The organism is Qipengyuania soli (genome assembly GCF_015529805.1).
Taxonomy (GTDB): Bacteria; Pseudomonadota; Alphaproteobacteria; order Sphingomonadales; family Sphingomonadaceae; genus Qipengyuania; species Qipengyuania soli.
The window spans coordinates 2,515,890-2,533,065 of record NZ_CP064654.1 but is presented as its reverse complement, the minus strand read 5'-3'; the positions used below and the strand labels follow the sequence as shown (position 1 = coordinate 2,533,065).

18 protein-coding genes are annotated in these 17,176 nt (G+C 63.7%); 14 read left to right on the top strand and 4 right to left on the bottom strand.

Translation table 11 applies throughout. The annotated features are described in order from the left end of the window. Positions 1 to 116: 116 nt before the first annotated feature. Both clpA and IRL76_RS12625 read right to left on the bottom strand, forming a co-directional pair. The gene (gene clpA, locus IRL76_RS12630) at positions 117 to 2,489 is read right to left on the bottom strand and encodes an ATP-dependent Clp protease ATP-binding subunit ClpA (RefSeq protein WP_200981673.1); all 2,373 of its coding nucleotides are present in this window, start codon (positions 2,487 to 2,489) and stop codon (positions 117 to 119) included. A 140-nt stretch (positions 2,490 to 2,629) separates the two neighbouring features. Continuing rightward, entirely contained in the window at positions 2,630 to 2,830 is a 201-nt protein-coding gene (locus IRL76_RS12625; RefSeq protein ID WP_200981672.1) for a DUF1192 domain-containing protein, read from the bottom strand. 138 nt (positions 2,831 to 2,968) lie between these two features. Between IRL76_RS12625 and IRL76_RS12620 the strand changes: the two genes are divergently transcribed. The 6 genes from IRL76_RS12620 (at position 2,969) to IRL76_RS12595 (ending at position 9,205) form a co-directional block, all read left to right on the top strand. Continuing rightward, a complete protein-coding gene (locus IRL76_RS12620) occupies positions 2,969 to 3,955 on the top strand; it encodes an NAD(P)H-quinone oxidoreductase (RefSeq protein ID WP_246449777.1) in 987 nt (328 codons plus the stop codon). Then, positions 3,948 to 4,562 carry a glutathione S-transferase family protein gene (locus IRL76_RS12615; protein ID WP_246449775.1) on the top strand — a complete coding sequence of 205 codons (615 nt, stop codon included), beginning with the start codon at positions 3,948 to 3,950 and terminating at the stop codon, positions 4,560 to 4,562. The genes IRL76_RS12620 and IRL76_RS12615 overlap by 8 nt, the downstream gene beginning before the upstream one ends. Positions 4,563 to 4,663: 101 nt before the next feature. Then, the gene (locus IRL76_RS12610; protein ID WP_200981670.1) at positions 4,664 to 5,539 is read left to right on the top strand and encodes a UDP-2,3-diacylglucosamine diphosphatase; all 876 of its coding nucleotides are present in this window, start codon (positions 4,664 to 4,666) and stop codon (positions 5,537 to 5,539) included. 98 nt (positions 5,540 to 5,637) lie between these two features. Then, entirely contained in the window at positions 5,638 to 6,624 is a 987-nt protein-coding gene (locus IRL76_RS12605) for a glycosyltransferase family 4 protein (RefSeq protein ID WP_200984321.1), read from the top strand. A gap of 103 nt (positions 6,625 to 6,727) precedes the next feature. Beyond that, positions 6,728 to 7,429 (top strand): DUF1013 domain-containing protein, encoded by a 702-nt coding sequence (locus IRL76_RS12600; RefSeq protein WP_200981669.1) that lies wholly within the window; start codon positions 6,728 to 6,730, stop codon positions 7,427 to 7,429. 99 nt (positions 7,430 to 7,528) lie between these two features. Next, positions 7,529 to 9,205 (top strand): AMP-binding protein, encoded by a 1,677-nt coding sequence (locus IRL76_RS12595; protein WP_200981668.1) that lies wholly within the window; start codon positions 7,529 to 7,531, stop codon positions 9,203 to 9,205. Between the two features lie 66 nt (positions 9,206 to 9,271). Here IRL76_RS12595 and IRL76_RS12590 read toward each other — a convergent pair whose 3' ends face one another. Together IRL76_RS12590 and IRL76_RS12585 are read right to left on the bottom strand one after the other, a co-directional pair. Further along, entirely contained in the window at positions 9,272 to 9,658 is a 387-nt protein-coding gene (locus tag IRL76_RS12590; RefSeq protein ID WP_200981667.1) for a bactofilin family protein, read from the bottom strand. Between the two features lie 16 nt (positions 9,659 to 9,674). Then, entirely contained in the window at positions 9,675 to 10,793 is a 1,119-nt protein-coding gene (locus IRL76_RS12585) for a M23 family metallopeptidase (RefSeq protein ID WP_246449774.1), read from the bottom strand. Positions 10,794 to 11,112: 319 nt separating this feature from the next. Here IRL76_RS12585 and IRL76_RS12580 point away from each other — a divergent pair, with 319 nt between their 5' ends. The 8 genes from IRL76_RS12580 to IRL76_RS12545 all read left to right on the top strand — a co-directional run bounded on the left by IRL76_RS12580 (position 11,113) and on the right by IRL76_RS12545 (position 17,147). Then, positions 11,113 to 11,775, top strand: coding sequence for a nicotinate-nucleotide adenylyltransferase (locus IRL76_RS12580; RefSeq protein WP_281388139.1), 663 nt, complete (start codon positions 11,113 to 11,115; stop codon positions 11,773 to 11,775). 57 nt (positions 11,776 to 11,832) lie between these two features. Continuing rightward, positions 11,833 to 12,252: a ribosome silencing factor gene (gene rsfS / locus IRL76_RS12575; RefSeq protein WP_200981665.1), complete on the top strand. Its 420-nt coding sequence runs from the start codon at positions 11,833 to 11,835 to the stop codon at positions 12,250 to 12,252. A 113-nt stretch (positions 12,253 to 12,365) separates the two neighbouring features. Continuing rightward, on the top strand, positions 12,366 to 12,788 hold the full coding sequence (locus IRL76_RS12570; RefSeq protein WP_200981664.1) for a 23S rRNA (pseudouridine(1915)-N(3))-methyltransferase RlmH: 423 nt from the start codon (positions 12,366 to 12,368) through the stop codon (positions 12,786 to 12,788). Positions 12,789 to 12,806: 18 nt separating this feature from the next. Beyond that, complete coding sequence (locus IRL76_RS12565; protein ID WP_246449772.1) at positions 12,807 to 14,036, top strand: murein hydrolase activator EnvC family protein; 1,230 nt, start codon at positions 12,807 to 12,809, stop codon at positions 14,034 to 14,036. 101 nt (positions 14,037 to 14,137) lie between these two features. Next, a complete protein-coding gene (locus IRL76_RS12560) occupies positions 14,138 to 15,478 on the top strand; it encodes a S41 family peptidase (protein WP_200981663.1) in 1,341 nt (446 codons plus the stop codon). Between the two features lie 15 nt (positions 15,479 to 15,493). Then, entirely contained in the window at positions 15,494 to 15,970 is a 477-nt protein-coding gene (locus tag IRL76_RS12555; RefSeq protein WP_200981662.1) for a disulfide bond formation protein B, read from the top strand. Continuing rightward, positions 15,967 to 16,494 carry a demethoxyubiquinone hydroxylase family protein gene (locus IRL76_RS12550; RefSeq protein ID WP_200981661.1) on the top strand — a complete coding sequence of 176 codons (528 nt, stop codon included), beginning with the start codon at positions 15,967 to 15,969 and terminating at the stop codon, positions 16,492 to 16,494. The genes IRL76_RS12555 and IRL76_RS12550 overlap by 4 nt, the downstream gene beginning before the upstream one ends. Before the next feature lie 89 nt (positions 16,495 to 16,583). Then, on the top strand, positions 16,584 to 17,147 hold the full coding sequence (locus IRL76_RS12545) for a hypothetical protein (protein ID WP_200981660.1): 564 nt from the start codon (positions 16,584 to 16,586) through the stop codon (positions 17,145 to 17,147). Positions 17,148 to 17,176 lie beyond the last annotated feature (29 nt).

Sequence of the window (17,176 nt, the reverse complement as noted above, 5' to 3'; positions counted from 1 at the left end):
CCTCTTGTTCACTGACTGGGTAAGGGGAAGGCCAAAGGCGCTCAAGTATCTTCGGTTGAACGACAAAAAAAGGGCGACCGAAGTCGCCCCTTGGTTTCGTGCGGTAGAGACGCGGCCTATTTTTTGGCTTCGCCCTCACTGGTGTCTGCGGCCGGCTTCTTCGGCGCAGGTTTCTTCTTTGCGACGGCCTTCCTTCTCGCCGGCTTCGCCTTGGGAGGAGCGGGGGTAAGTTCGAAGGAGGGCTTGCCGTCCTTGATCGTGACCTGAACCTCGCCGCCGTCGGCAAGCTTGCCGAACAGCAATTCCTCGGCCAGCGGCTGCTTGATCTTCTCCTGGATCAATCGCGCCATCGGGCGGGCGCCGTAGAGCCTGTCGTAACCCTTGTCGCCCAGCCAGGTGCGCGCCTCCTTGTCGAACTGGATGTCGACGTTCTGTTCGGCGAGCTGCAATTCGAGCTGGAGGATGAACTTGTCGACCACGCGGGCGACGGTGTTCTTGGCGAGGTAGCTGAACGGCACCACGGCATCGAGGCGGTTGCGGAATTCGGGGGTGAACATGCGCTTCACCGCCTCCTCGCTCGCATCCTCCTTGCTCACGTCGCCGAAACCGATTCCCTGCCGTGCCATGTCTGCCGCGCCGGCATTGGTGGTCATGATGAGGACGACATTGCGGAAATCGACCGTCTTGCCGTGGTGATCGGTCAGGCGCCCGTTATCCATCACCTGCAGCAGGATGTTGAACAGGTCCGGATGCGCCTTCTCGATCTCGTCGAGCAGCAGGACGCAATGCGGGTTCTGGTCGATAGCGTCGGTCAGCAGGCCGCCCTGGTCGTAACCGACATAGCCCGGAGGCGCGCCGATCAGGCGGGACACGCTGTGGCGCTCCATGTACTCGGACATGTCGAAGCGCTTCAGTTCGATGCCCATGATGCTGGCGAGCTGGCGCGCGACTTCGGTCTTGCCGACGCCGGTCGGGCCGCTGAACAGGAACGAGCCGATCGGCTTGTCCGGGTCGCGCAGGCCCGCGCGGCTCAATTTCATCGCGGTCGACAGTTTCTCGACCGCAGCGTCCTGGCCGAAGACGACGTGCTTGAGGTCGCGTTCGAGGTTCTCGAGCGCCTTCTTGTCGTCGCTGCTTACCGACTTGGGCGGGATCCGCGCCATGGTCGCGATGACCGCCTCGATCTCGCGGGCGGTGATCTTCTTCTTGCGACGGCTCGGCGGCACCAGCATCTGCATCGCGCCGACTTCGTCGATCACGTCGATCGCCTTATCGGGCAGCTTGCGGTCGTTGATGTACCGCGCCGACAGCTCGACCGCGGTCTTCAGTGCATCGGCGGTGTAGGTGACCTTGTGGTGGTTCTCGAAGGCGCTCTTGAGGCCCTTGAGAATCTTGATCGTGTCTTCGACCGTCGGCTCGTTCACGTCGATCTTCTGGAACCGGCGCAGCAGGGCGCGATCCTTCTCGAAGTGGTTGCGGAATTCCTTGTAGGTGGTCGAGCCGATGCAGCGGATCGCGCCGCTCGACAGAGCGGGCTTGAGCAGGTTCGACGCGTCCATCGCCCCACCGCTCGTCGCACCGGCGCCAATCACCGTATGTATTTCGTCAATGAAGAGCACCGCGTCGGGCATGCCCTCAAGCTCGTTGACGACCTGCTTGAGGCGTTCCTCGAAGTCGCCGCGATAGCGCGTGCCGGCAAGCAGCGCGCCCATGTCGAGCGAGTAGATCACCGCGTTCTGCAGCACTTCGGGCACCTCGCCCTCGACGATCTTGCGTGCCAGACCTTCCGCAATCGCGGTCTTGCCGACACCGGGATCGCCAACATAGAGCGGGTTGTTCTTCGAGCGACGGCAGAGGATCTGGATCGTACGATCGACTTCCGGTCCGCGGCCGATCAGCGGGTCGACCTTGCCGTCTTCCGCCTTCTTGTTCAGATTGACGGTGAACTGGTCGAGCGCGGTTTCCTTCTTGCCCTTGGCGTCGCCCTTTTCCTCGGTCTCGGCCTGGGCCTCTTCGGCACCCTGCGGCGGGCGGCTCTCGATCTGCTTGCCGCCCTTGCCGATGCCGTGGCTGATGAAGCTCACTGCATCGAGGCGGCTCATGTCCTGCTGCTGGAGGAAATAGACCGCATAGCTGTCGCGTTCGGAGAAAAGGGCAACCAGAACATTCGCGCCGGTTACCGTGTCCTTGCCCGAGGACTGGACATGCAGGATCGCGCGCTGGATCACCCGCTGGAATCCGGCGGTCGGCTGCGGATCGCTGGAATCGTCCGACTTCAGCGACTGGTATTCCTGTTCGAGATACTGGCGCACCACGCCGCCAAGTTCGTCGAGGTCGACGCCACAGGCGGTCATGACCTGCGCCGCATCCTCGTCATCAATCAAAGCAAGCAGCAAATGTTCGAGCGTGGCATATTCGTGCCGACGCTCGCCCGCGTCGCTGAGCGCTGCGTGGAGGGTCTTCTCGAGGTTTGCTGCAAAGCTTGGCATTTACGGTCTTCCTAAGGGGACTCGCGAGAGGCGAGACAGTAGCAGCCTAGGCCGGCAAGGTTGACCAAAGCTGTATGCGTGGATGGATATGTGGCCGATATGGTGGGCGATGCGGATGATTGCAGCCCCCGCACAGCCAACTAATCCTTTCGCCCGAACAAGGCTTCAGCCGCATCGCGATGCGCGGCAGCCGAAAGGCGATGCTTTTCGACGCGAGCGATCTCGGCTTCAAGCAAGGCGATGCGCTGTTCCAGCTCGTCTTGCGAATAGGGGCCGAGGTCCTCTGCGGCGAGCTTGCTCGCAGCGTCACCCCGGGGGCGTGGACGGTCGTCGTCTTCCATTGCGGGCAATCTCGCAATTCTCCCCGGTTGCTGTCAACGGGGGCTCCCGCTATTGCCCCCCGCCGTGGCAGCCGTGCCACGCATGTTCGACGCGCAAGACGCAGGGGACGCAAATTGGCCGCAGAATTGCCCGCTACCATGACTGCTATGGGGTTCGATGCCCCGGGCGGTCCCGATGTCTTTCGCCCCGAGGAATTGCCGCTACCCGAACCGGGCGAGAACCAGTTGCTGATCAGGGTCGCCTGGGCGGGGGTGAACCGGCCCGACGTGATCCAGCGCCAGGGGTTCTATCCGCCGCCGCCGGGAGCCTCGCCCATTCCGGGTCTTGAGGTGTCGGGCACGGTCGTCGCCGTCGGCAAGGGCGTGCAGCCGGAGATGCTCAACCGCCGCGTCTGCGCGCTGGTTTCGGGTGGGGGTTATGCGGAATATTGCCTCGCCAATGCGGCGCACTGCCTTCACGTGCCGCACGGTATGGACATGGCTGAAGCGGCTGCGATCCCCGAAACGCTGTTCACTGTCTGGCACAATGTCTTCGAGCGCGGCTGGGCGCGCGAGGGTGAGACGCTGCTTGTCCACGGCGGCACCTCGGGCATTGGCACAATGGCGATCATGCTCGCCAAGGCGTTCGAGATGAAGGTGGTGACCACCGCCGGTAGCGAGGACAAGTGCCAGGCTGCGCGCGTTCTCGGCGCGGACCTCGCGATCAACTATCGCGAGGCGGATTTCGTCGAGGAAGTGAAGGCCTTTACCGGTGGCAAGGGTGTCGATGTGGTGCTGGACATGGTCTCCGGCGACTATGTGGCGCGCAACCTCGAATGTCTCGCCGATGACGGGCGCCATGTAACGATCGCGGTGCTCGGTGGGCTCAAGGCCGAGATCAACATGGCCACTATCATGCGCAAGCGCCTGACCCTGACCGGCTCGACGCTGCGCCCGCGCTCTGACGAGTTCAAGGCGCTGCTCGCGGACGAGATCCATAATCACGCCTGGCCACTGTTCGAAGACAAGACGATCCGTCCGGTCATGGATCGCAGCTTCCCCTTGCGCGACGTCGCGGCGGCGCATGCGCGGATGGAAGGCGGGGACCATATCGGCAAGATCGTGCTGGAGGTCGCAGGTGGATAGGCTGACGCTTCACGAGGACCCGCGCAGCGGCAATTGCTACAAGATCAAGCTGACCGCCGCGTTGCTCGGACTGCCGCTGGAAGTCCGGCAATACGACATAATGAAAGGCGAGACGCGAACGCCGGAATTCCTCGCGCAAGTGAATTCCAACGGCCGCATACCTGTTCTCCAGATCGGCGACAGTTTCCTGCCTGAAAGTAATGCCGCCTGCTGGTTCCTCGCCGAGGGCAGCGACCTGATCCCCGGCGATCGTTTCCAGCGTGCCGACATGCTGCGCTGGATGTTCTTCGAGCAGTACAATCACGAGCCCAATGTCGCGACGCTGCGCTTCTGGCTTCACTTTATCGGCGAACCTAACCTGTCCGACCAGCAGCGCGCTCAGCTGATCGCCAAGCGGATCGCCGGTTGCGATGCGCTGACGCTGATGGATCGCCACCTCGCGGATCGCGATTGGTTCGTCGGAACAGGCGCATCGCTCGCCGACATTGCGCTCTACGCTTATACGCATGTGGCGGAAGAGGGTGGCTTCGGCCTGGGGGATTACCCTGCAATCGGACGGTGGCTCGAACGGGTTTCGACCCTGCCGGGTTACGTCCCGATGTCTTGACCCGAAACCGTAGCAAAGTCCCGATTCCGTAACCGTCACGTGCGCGGCGCGTAACATTGGCATGACATAGAATCCCGTGAAAAGCAGCGGGATTCCAATCCATGACCGAACTGCCCAGCGGCCTCGAAGCGCTTCACAACGTAGCCAATTTTCCCTCGATCAAGCCAACTGTTCCCGAACGCATCACAGGCGAACGGTTGCGGTTTCGCACAATCTGGATCAGCGACATCCACCTCGGCACCAAGGGGTGCAACCACGAACTGCTGATCGATTTCCTCGACCACACCGACAGTGACACCATGTACCTGGTCGGTGACATCATCGACGGCTGGCGCCTCAAGAAGAAGTTCTACTGGCCAGCCGAACACAACGACATCGTGTGGCGCGTCCTCAAACGAGCGAAGCGCGGCACGCGGATCGTCTACATCCCCGGCAATCATGACGAGATGGTGAGGCCGTTCTGCGGAATGAACTTTGGTGGAGTGGAAATTCGCCGCGCCGCTTTCCACGATACCGCCGACGGTCGCCGCCTGATGGTGCTCCATGGTGACGAGTTCGACACGGTAATGCTGGCGCACCGCTGGCTCGCCTTCGTCGGCGACGCTGCCTACCACGCGATGATGAAGCTCAACAATTGGGTCGCCCGTGCGCGCAAGGCGCTCGGCCTGCCCTATTGGTCGATCTCCAAGGCGGCGAAGCACAAGGTCAAGAACGCGGTCGAGTTCATCTCGAAGTACGAGGAAGTGGTCGCGCGCGCCGCCGGCGAGCGCGGGGTGGACGGGGTTGTCTGCGGCCACATCCATACTGCGGAGGTTCGTGACTTCTTCCACGAAGGCCGCCGCGTCGAATACTTCAACGACGGCGACTGGGTCGAAGGCTGCACGGCGCTGGTCGAGCATTTCGACGGGCGCATGGAAGTGCTCCACTGGGCCGAAGAAGTTGCGCGGCGCAACAAGTCCGAAAGGAAGGCTGCTTGAACGCCCAGACCCTTCCCCTGCTCGACCGTCACGCCAAGGCAGTGATCCCCGTCGAACCCCAGCGCATCGCAATCGTTACCGATGCCTGGCTTCCGCAGATGAACGGCGTAGTGCGCACTCTGACAACGACCTGCGACATCCTGCGCGAACAGGGGCGCGAAATCCTCGTTATCTCGCCCGAGGAATTCGCCAGCGTGCCTTGCCCGACCTATCCCGAGATACGCTTGGCCCTCACCTGTCCGCGCGCGGTCTCCGATCGGCTGCGCAAGTTCGCTCCCGATGCGATCCATATCGCCACCGAGGGCCCGCTCGGCTGGGCTGCGCGGCGCTACTGCGCGCGCTACGGCGTGAGTTTCACCACCGCCTATCACACGCAGTTTCCCGAGTACGTGGCACGGCGTACCCACCTGCCCGCCGCATGGTTCTGGCGCTATATCAGGTGGTTCCATGCCCCGGCAGAGCGTGTGCTCGTGGCGACCGAGAGCATCCGTGGCGAACTGCGCGAGCGCGGCATCGACCGGTTGCATCACTGGAGCCGTGGCGTCGACCTTGAATGCTTCACGCCCGGAGCGCCCCCGCCCGTCGAGTATGCCGACCTGCCGCGCCCGATCCAGCTCTATGTCGGGCGCGTCTCGGTGGAGAAGAACATCGAGGCATTCCTGTCCGGGTCCTACCCTGGCACGAGGGTTGTCGTCGGTGACGGACCGGCGCTGGAATCGCTCAAGGTGCGCTTCCCCGATGCTGTTTTCCTTGGCCGACGCGAGGGCGAGGAACTGGCCGGGTGCTATGCGGGGGCCGATGTCTTCGTCTTCCCCAGCCGGACGGATACGTTCGGCCTCGTGATGATAGAGGCTCTTGCCTGCGGCACGCCCGTTGCCGCCTATCCCGTTGCCGGGCCAAAGGACATCGTAACCGACGATGTGGGTGCGCTCAGCGAAGATCTCGACCGGGCAATCGCCGCAGCAATCCTGTGCGATCGCCGCGCCTGCGCGAGATACGGGGCAACTTTCGGATGGGAAGAGGCGACGCGCCAGTTTCTTGCGGGACTGGCAACGCTCGGTACGGACCTGCCGTTCGATCCTTAGGGATTCACTTGCCGAATCCGCCCCCGTCGCTTACATCGGGACCACAACGGCCGCTCCGCGAGGGGCGGCCCTTCTATTTTCAGACCCGAGAAAAGGCATTTTCATGGCCGACCAACCCAAACCGCTGATGCCGCATGCGACCGCCACCTGGCTCGTCGACAACACCGGCCTGTCCTTCGAGCAGATCGCCGAATTCTGCGGCCTTCACATCCTCGAGGTGCAGGCGATGGCCGACGACCTCGCGAGCAGCAAGTATACCGGACGCGATCCGGTGCACTCAGGCGAGCTGACGCTGGCCGAGATCGAGAAGGGCCAGGCCGACCCGGATTACGCGCTCAAGATGCAGCGCGCTCCGGTCGCGGTCAGCCGCACCAAGGGGCCGCGCTACACCCCGGTCTCCAAGCGCCAGGACAAGCCCGACGGCATCGCCTGGATCTTGCGTGCGCACCCCGAGATTTCGGATGCGCAGATTTCCAAGCTCATCGGCACCACGCGCAACACGATCACTGCGATCCGCGAGCGCAGCCACTGGAACATCCAGAACATCCAGCCGAAAGATCCGGTTACGCTCGGCCTGTGTTCGCAGCGCGAACTCGACGCCGTCGTCGCCAAGGCTGCCAAGAAGGCCGGCATCGAAGGCGCCGCCGCCCCGGTCGAATCGGGCAGCGATCGCGAGAAGCTGATCGAGGAACTGCGCGCAGAGCGTGATGCCAATGAAAAGGCCGCCGCCGAAGCTGCGCAGGAAGCCGAAGCCGCCGCCTGGCTCGAAGCCAAGCGCGCGTCTGAGGATGCCGAGGAAGCCTGATCGGGCAGGCCTCGAAAGACCTCTTGAAGGGCGGGCGAAGCACAGGCTGCGCCCGCCCTTTTTGCTTGCGTTTATGGCAGGATAGGCCATCCTACTGACATGGATGTCAGCAAGCTGCCGAATTATCATCCCGTACCATGGGCAACGCATTTCGACGCGATTGCCTTGCCGGAAATGTTCGCGCGTACGAAGGACCGTTCGCCCGCCGCGCCCCTGCTGCACTTCCTCGGTCGCACCTACAGTTATGACGAGCTCTTCCGTGACACGGTTGCCTTTGCCCAGGCACTGCGCATGCACGGCATCGGCGACGGCGATCGGGTTGGTCTCTTCCTCCCCAACGTGCCATCTTATGTCGTCGCCTATTACGGAGCGATGATGGCCGGTGCGGTGGTGGTCAATTTCTCGCCGCTCTACACGGTCGACGAATTGAGTGCCCAGGTTGCGGATTCGGGCACGCGCCTGCTCGTTACCGTCGACGTGCCCGAACTGTACGGCAAGGCAGAGGCGGTCCTGCGCTCCACCTCACTGGAAATGCTCGTGGTGAGCTCGCTCTCGGGCATGCTGCCAACCTTGAAGGGACTGGCGCTGCGCCTGTTCGCGCGCAGCAAGGTGGCCCGGGTCGCCTACGGGGACGGGATCCTGGATTGGGCGGACCTGCTGAAAGAAGGAGGGACGCGCCGCAACGAGCCTCTTCCCGAAATCGATCCACATGGCCTGGCCTTGCTCCAGTACACCGGAGGAACAACAGGCACGCCCAAGGGGGCCATGCTCACGCATGCCAACCTGTCGATCAACGCACAGCAGACCGCCGGGCTCAATCCTTTCGGCGATCCGGCCGGCGAAGTCTTCATGGGCGCCCTGCCGTTCTTCCATGTCTTCGCCAACACCGCGCTGCTCAACCACGCGGTCGTGACCGGCGCGTCCATCGCCATGGTGCCGCGTTTCGAGACGAAGCAGGTGCTGCAAACGATCGAGAAGTATGGCGCGACCGGCTTTCCCGGAGTGCCGACAATGTTCCAGGCGCTACTCGACCATCCCGACCTGGCCAAGACCGATCTTTCGACTCTCAAGGTCTGCATTTCCGGCGGCGCGCCGCTAGCTGGCCCGCTGCGAGAGAAATGGGAAGCGGCCACCGGCGTCCGGCTGGTCGAGGGTTACGGCCTTACCGAAAGCTCGGGGGTAGTCTCGGCCAATCCCTATGCAGGCAAGCGCAAACCGGGGACTATCGGGCAAGTCGTGATGCGGACGGAGGTTCTTCTCCTCGACAAGGAGGACGCAACGATAATCGCACCCGATGGAGAGCCTGGCGAACTGGCGCTTCACGGCCCGCAGATCATGCAAGGCTACTGGAACCGGCCCGAAGCAGCAAAGGACGTCTTCGTCGAGCACCACGGCAAGCGATGGCTGCGCACCGGCGATGTCGCGACTGTCGATGACGAGGGATTTCTCGAGATAGTCGACCGCATCAAGGACATGATCGCCGTTGGCGGGTTCAAGGTATTCCCGAGCCAGGTCGAGGACGTCCTGCTGGAGAACAAGGCGGTCAAGGAGGCGCTGGTGATCGGCGTCCCCGACGCCTACCTCGGCGAGCGCCCGCGTGCCTATGTCACGCTTAATGCCGGTGCCACTGCTACAGGTGAAGATCTCGCCGCATGGCTCAACGGCCGTATCGGCAAGCACGAACGTGTCGAAAGCATCGTCGTGCGGCACGAACTTCCCAAGACCATGATCGGCAAGCTCGATCGCAAGGCGCTCCGGGCCGAAGTCCTCGACTGAGGTCAAAAGAGAAGGCCGCCTGCGTCGTTGCGCAAGCGGCCCTCATCCCCTCCAAACTATAAAGACCTAGTTCGCGACCGAAAGCTCGGGCTGCTTGGCCGGCTGCGGTGCGGCCGAGAGCGAAGGCTTGGTGTCCCGATGGGCGAAGCGGCCTTCGACCTGCGCACCCTGTTCGATGGTCAGGGCATCGTAAAACACGTCGCCGTTGATCTTGGCGGTCTTGAGGATCACCAGCTCGCGCGCAGTGATCGAGCCATTGACCGTCCCGGCCAGGCGCGCGGTTTCGGCCTTGATCGCGCCGGTCACGACGCTGGTTTCGCCCTGCACAAGGCTGGAACAGGCGATGTCGCCTTCTACCGAACCGTCGATGTGAAGATCGGCCGAGGCCTTGATGTCGCCCTTGATCGAGAGATCCGACCCGAGGACCGAAAAGGTGGAGTTGCCCTTGCTCATTATGCTGCGTCCCGGGTTAGTTGGCGGAGGCGAGCTGGGGAGCTCGTCGGATTTCTTCGAGAACATGAGGGGCGGTCTCCAGGAAAGTGCGCGGGTTGACCGCGCGATCGTTGATGCGGACTTCGAAATGGAGGTGCGGGCCCGTCGAGCGGCCGGTGCTGCCGATCGCACCGATGGTCTGGCCCGGGCTAACCTTGGCGCCAACCGTCGTGTGGAAGCGCGACATGTGGGCGTAGCGAGTCATCAGGCCATTGCCATGGGTGATTTCGACGGTGTTGCCGTAACCGGAGCGCCGGCCGACAAAGCTGACGCGGCCAGCGGCAGCGGCATAGATCGGTGCACCGATCGGGCCGCGGAAGTCGAGGCCCTTGTGCATGGCGCCTGCGCCGGTGAACGGATCGTGGCGATAGCCGAAGCCAGAGGAAATGTACTTGAGGCTGGCAGGCTCGACCTGGGGCACGCCGGCAAGTCCGCTCTCGAGTGCGGCCATGCGGGCAATCGAGAGGCCGAGCCGCTCGAAGCGCGGATCGATCGAGCCATCGTGAGAGGTCGCGAGCTTCTCGAGCGGACCACCCATGGCGGTGCGATCCGCGCGGGCAACCATGCTGCGGGGATCGAGGCCCAGCTTCTTGAGCGCTGCCGATGCGCGCTGGGCACGCCAGTCGGCATAGCGGGTCAGGTTCTCGACAAAGGCAAGCTGGCGTGCTTCGATGCGGGCGAGCGCAGCTGCTTCGGGGATCGACATGCTGACCTTGTCGACGGTCTTGGCCGCTTCGCCGGTCGAATCGCTGACCTTGTCGACGGTCTTCACGTCCTCCGGAAGGGCGGACACCATGTCTTCGATGAATTCCTGGCGCTTCTGCAGGTCGGTGGCGACCGCATCGATATTTCCGCGATAGGCGTCGACGCGCTCTTCGGCGGTTGCGACCTTCGCCTCGCGATCGAGCAGCGACAGGCGATCCGCCGTGGCGCGATACTGTGTCCAGCCAGCTACGGCCATCGAGATTGCCCAGACAAGAAGTGCCGCAGCCGCAATCGCGGCAGCGGTAATCTGGACCTTGGATGAAATGGTGATGAAGCGAACCTGGCCTTCCGATCGCATGAAGAACTCGCGATCGGGAAACCAGCTACGCAAACGGCTCCCCCAGCCGCTCGTGGCAGATTGATTGAGCAAAACGACCCGTCCCTTAATGGTCTCTCACGTCCCGAAATGAGCGCTAACAAAGGTTTCCGCGGGAATCGAATCGCGGGGCCTGTGGATTCCACGAGTCGAAGGAAGGATGCGGTGAAGCGTTACTTTGTTGGAAAATTTTCATGCAAATGCGGGAACCAAAAGTTACGCCAGCGTTTACTGCTTTCTTGCGATTCGCACGGAGCACCCTCGCGCAATGGGGATGCAAGTTCTTGATTTTAAACGATAAAACGTCAGGTCAGGACTATCCCGTGGCTGGGCGCTGAGGAATATGGCGCGAATCGGCCTCCTCGGTGGAAGCTTCAATCCGGCGCATGGCGGCCACCGTCGCGTGTCGCTCTTCGCGCTTGCAGCTCTGCAGCTCGACGAAGTGTGGTGGATGGTGTCGCCCGGCAATCCGCTGAAGCCGAAGAAGGGGATGGCCCCGTTAGCGTCGCGATACCGCTCCGCAGTTGAACTCGCGGGGCGCGCGAGAATCCGTGTGACCGCGATCGAACGTGAATTGGGGACCCGCTTTACGGTCGACACGCTGGCCGCGCTCAAACGGCGCTATCCAAAGCACGACTTCGTCTGGCTGATGGGGGCGGACAATCTCGGCCAGTTCCACCTCTGGCGCGACTGGCGGAGAATTGCGCGGATGATGCCGATTGCGGTCATCGCACGGCCCGGCTATGATGGCGCTGTCGTCGCAAGCCCCGCGATGGCCTGGCTGAGGCGCTATTTGGTGCCGCTGTCCAGTTTTGTAAACGGGGGCGCATGGAGTGCACCGGCACTGGTGACTTTGCGTTTCGATCCCGATCAACGATCGGCCACGGCCATCCGCCGCGCCGATCCCGATTGGGCCGCACGCTTCGCCGGGCCGCCTCCGAGGGACCAGCTGACACATCGGCTCATCGAAGCGCGGGAGGAAACTACCGCGCCATGATGCGCATTGTTTCCGACATGGCCCACGCCCCTCGATCTAGGAGTACCGCATCCGCCTATGACTCAGGCGCACACCGACCAGGCAAACGCCGGTCAGGCCTCGGCAAAGGTTATCCCCTTGGCCAAGGCTGATTCCGACCAGCTCCTCGCACTCGTGCTCCAGCAGCTCGATGACGACCAGGCGCAGGACGTCGTGACCATCCCGTTAGAAGGCAAGAGCTCGATCGCCGACCACATGGTGATCGCCTCGGGCCGTTCGACCCGGCAGGTCGCGGCCATGGCGCAGAAACTGGCCGAGAAGGTTAAACAGGAAGGTCACGGGCCGGTAAAGCTCGAAGGCCTGCCAGCGGCCGACTGGGTGCTGATCGATGCCGGGGACGTCGTCGTCCACCTGTTCCGTCCCGAAGTCCGCAGCTTCTACAACCTGGAGCGCATGTGGGCATTCGGCGACGCACCGCCGGTGGCCGGAACGGCGTAGTCATCTAGCGCCTTCAGGCGCTGGACGCCGCACACCCGTGCGGCTTGGCTTCCTCGCATACGCCCGGGCGCGTGGTCGCGCCTGCCTCCGCTACGCCTCGGATAAATTTGTTCATGCTGCTCCACGTCATCGCTCGCGGAAAGATTGCGCGCTCGCCGGAGGCGGAGCTGGTTGCGCGATACCAGAAGCGCATCACCTGGCAGGTGAAATTCACCGAACTTCCCGAAACCGGGGGCCGCGCTCCCGAACCGCAATCGCCATACAAGACGGTGCTTCTCGACGAACGGGGCAAGGATCTGTCCTCGGAGGAGTTTGCCGCCATCCTCGGGCGTTGGCGCGATGACGGGATGCGCGAATGCCGTTTCGTCCTCGGCGCGGCAGACGGCCATTCGGAAGACGAGCGCAGGGAGGCCGACTTGCTGCTCGCCTTCGGCTCCGCCACCTGGCCGCATCTGCTGGCCCGCGCCATGCTGGCCGAACAGCTGTATCGGGCGACCACGATCCTTGCGGGCCACCCCTATCATCGCAGCGGATAATGCTGCAGGATTGACGCCATGATCCGCAGCGTCGCTCTTCCGGTATCCATCGCAATCGTCGTCGGCGCGCTTACCTTCGTCCGCACCCCGGCCGAGGCACAGGATGGCAACTCTTTTGCCAATGCGGGCGAAGCGCGTCAGGCACTGGACGTAGCCCGGCAACAGCAACGCAATGCCCGCGCACGCAGCGAGATGCTGGAGAAGAAGGCGGCGCAATCGCGCGAGGCTGCCGACAAGGCGCGACAGGAGATCGCGGCACTGGCGGCCCGCGTCCAGCAGGCCGAGGCCGCGATAGCTTCGGCGGAGGCCCGCCTTGCGATCGCAAACACCCAGCGGCGCACTCTCGACCGGCAGCTGGCCGTGCGTCGGACCCCGCTCGTCCAGCTCACGGGGGCGCTGCAAAGCCTTGCCCGACGTCCGCTGACGCTTTCCGCGCTCCAACCCGGCTCGTTGCGCGACCTCGTGCACACTCGCGCCGTCCTCGACAGCACGATCCCGCTGGTCCGCGAGCGTACTGCCGCCCTGCGCGGTGAACTCGATCGCGCCCGAGCACTCGAAGAGGAGGCGCGTCTCGCGCTCGGAGACCGTCGCGAAAGCGAAAAGACCCTCGGCCAACGGCGCACGAAACTGTCGACCCTCGCCGAACGCGAACGGCAGGCGGCGCAAAGGGCATCGGGCGGGGCCGATCGCGAGGCGCGTCGCGCCCTGATTCTTGCCGAAGAGGCGCGCGACCTCGACGGTCTCGTCGGCAAACTGGAAGCGGCCGGTTCATTGCGCGAGCGGCTTGCGGCGCTGCCCGGCCCGATCCCGCGTCCGGCCAATCCGCAACTGGCGACGGCAAAGGCATCGCCGGTCCCGACACCCCTGCCTAGCGCGACCGCGCCGCCGACACGCTACCAACTGCCCGTCGACGGCCGCGTTGCCCGCGGCTTCGGCGAAGCTGGCGAGGGCGGTCCACGCGAGGCGGGCATATCGCTCGTTCCACGCGCCGGAGCCCAAGTGGTGGCTCCCGCAACCGGCCGGGTCGCCTTCGCAGGACCTTATCGCGGATACGGCATGATCGTGATCGTCGAGCATCCCAACGGCTGGACGAGCCTCGTCACCGGCCTCGCGGGACTGCAGGCAGCTGTCGGACAGGAAGTGACCGCTGGCTCTCCCCTTGGCACTGCAAGCCGGAATGCACCGCGGGTTACACTCGAATTGCGGCGTGAAGGCACACCGGTAAATCCGCTCGACTACCTCAGGTAGGTCGCCGGTCGAATTCCCCTTTCGGGACGGGACTTTCACGCTCATCTGGCATTAACAGGCCATGCGCGATAAAATGCGCCAGCGCTTTGGAGACTGCCCGGATGAAATTCGCCCCCTTGCTGCGTTCCGCCGCCCTTGTGACGGCGGTTGCCCTGATTCCCGCCACGACTGCGGGTGTCGCCCAGATCGACGGACGCGCAGGACCGGAGTTCGCCAAGGTCGCGGCAGTCTACCAGCGGATCAAGGCAAGCTATGTCGAGCAGGTCGACGACGACAAGCTGATGCGCGGAATGATCGACGGGATGCTTGCCTCGCTCGATCCGCACTCGGCCTATCTCGATGGCGGCGATCTCCAGCGCCTCGAAACCATGATCGACGGGAATTATTCCGGGCTCGGCCTCTCGGTCGTGATGGAAGACGGCGCGGTCAAGGTCATCTCGCCCTTCCGCGGCAGCCCGGCCGACAAGATGGGCATCAAGGCCGGTGACTACATCACCCACCTCGACGGCAAGCTGATTTACGGCGGCAGCCTCGACGAGGCCGTCGCGCAGATGCGCGGCAAGGAAGGCACCAGCATCCGCCTGACCATCTTCCGCACGGGTCGCGAGGAGCCCTTCGACGTGACCGTCACGCGCGGCGTGATCGAGCTCGAGCCTGTGACGTGGGAACTCGAAGCCGGCAATATCGGCCACATCATGGTCAACGAGTTCTCGCGCGATGTCGGCAGCGACGTCTTCGCGGCCTGGAAGGACATGCAGAGCAAGGCCACCGGACGCCTCAACGGGCTGGTGCTCGACCTGCGCTCCAACCCCGGCGGCAGTCTCGACGAGGCGGTGGCGCTGTCCGACCTATTCCTCACCGACGGACAGATCGTCTCGCAGCGCGGTCGCGCACGGGGCGAGAACATCACCTATGACGCAGAGACCGTGTTCCGCGGCGATATCGCTCAGGGTCTCCCGATCATCGTCCTCATCGATGCCGGTTCGGCCTCGGCATCCGAAATCGTCGCCGGCGCACTGCAGGACCATCGCCGCGCGGTCATCATGGGCGAACGCAGCTTCGGCAAGGGTAGCGTACAGTCGCTGCTGCCGCTGGGCCGCGATGCGGCGCTCAAGCTGACGACGGCGCGCTACTACACGCCTTCGGGCCATTCGGTGCAGGAGGGCGGCATCAAGCCCGACATCACCGTGCCGCAGCTCTCCGATCCGGATCTCGCCAAGCGGTCGAAGTTCGTGATGCGGGAAAGCGACCTGCGCGGGCACCTGCTGAATGAAGCAGGCCTGGCAGACGAGGCGATGGAGAAGGACCTGCGTGAGGATCCGCGCTTCCAGTTCACCTCCGAACAGCTCGAGGCCAAGGGCATCAAGGACTTCCAGCTTCATTATGCTCTGGAAACGCTGCGCCGGACATCGCCGAACAAGGTTGCCGCGCGCGCCAAGTAGGCTAAACGGCGGGGCATGACGCTTTCGCCCAACTCGCGACTGGCGCGCATGATTGCGCTGGCGATACCGGCGCTGCTGCTCGGCGGCGCCTATATCTCGCAATACGGTTTCGGCCTGTACCCATGCGAAATGTGCTGGTGGCAGCGGTGGCCCCATTTCGCCGCCGTGGCTCTGGCCGCGCTCGCCTTTGTGACCGAACCGCGCAAAGTCCTGACGGCACTGGCTGCCCTGGCGATCCTTACCTCGGGCTTGATCGGGTTCTTCCACGCCGGAGTGGAATACGGCTGGTGGCCCGGGATTACCTCTTGCGCGGCCATTTTCAGCGAGAGCAGCGGTAACGCGCTCGAGGATATCATGAACACCCCATTGGTGCGCTGCGACGAACCTGCGTGGACACTCTTCGGAATCAGCCTCGCCGGGTACAATTTCCTGATCTCGACAGTTTCGGCGCTTGTGGTGCTGGTCCTTCTTCGCAAGGATACGAAGGCATGAGCAAGGCCCCCGATCACATCGCCCGGATGATCCGCGTCGACCAGGCCGGGGAATTCGGAGCAACGCGCATTTATGCGGGCCAGCTCGCCGTGATGGGCAATCGCGGTCCGCACTCGGCCGAAATCGCAGGCATGGCGGAGCAGGAAGCGGGGCATCGCGAGAAGTTCGATGAACTGATGGCGCGCCGTGGCGTGCGCCCCACTGCGCTGCAACCCTTTTGGGACCGCGCTGGATTCGCTCTGGGAGCCGTAACTGCCCTGATCGGACCCGAAGCGGCGATGGCCTGTACGGCGGCGATCGAGACTGAAATAGACGACCACTATTCGCGCCAGCTCGATGAGTTGCACGAAAGCGGGGAGGACCCCGAGCTCGCCGCAATGATCGAGGAATTCCGCGAGGACGAACGTGAGCATCGCGATGCAGCCCTGGCTGCCGGAGCGGAGCGTGCGCCGGCCTATCCCGTGCTTTCGGGCCTCATCCGGCTCGGCTGCCGCGCGGCAATCCGGCTGTCCGAGAGGATTTGACGGGAACGCCGGAGCGCCTTTGCGCGCTTCATGGAGAGTTCACCGGGCAAGGCGCCAGATGCCGCCCGATAGAGTTTCGAGAGGTTACCATGTCGAAGTCCCTGCCGCTGATCGCCGTCATCGCCCTCGGTGCCGCAGCGCCGGCAATGGCGCAGCAGCCCGTCGAAAGCCCGGATGACAGCTACAACATGGTCATCGTCTATGGCGACGATGTCTGCCCGCAAAGCACCAGCGACCAGATCGTGGTCTGTGCTCGCAAGGCCGAGCAGGAGCGGTACCGGATTCCCGAACGCCTGCGTTTCTCCGACAGTCCGGAAGGTCAGGCCTGGGCCCAGCGTGTCGAGCGGCTGGAAATGGTCGGCAAGTTCGGCACCATGTCCTGTACACCGGTGGGCGCCGGCGGCTTCACCGGCTGCACCCAGGAAATGATCGCCAACGCCTATGCCGACAAGGAGCAGGGGTCCGAGGTGCGCTTTAGCGCACTGGTCAACCAGGCGCGTGCCGAACGCTTGCAGGGCGTCGACGAGGAGGCACGTCAAGAGCAGGAGCGCGTCGAGATGATCGAGCGCGAGTACATGGAGCGCCTTGAGCGCGAGCGGTCGGGCGAGACGCCCACCATTGAAGCTGAGCCGCTGCCCAGCCCCGAAGGCTAATCATCGTCTATCGTCGATTAACCAATTGC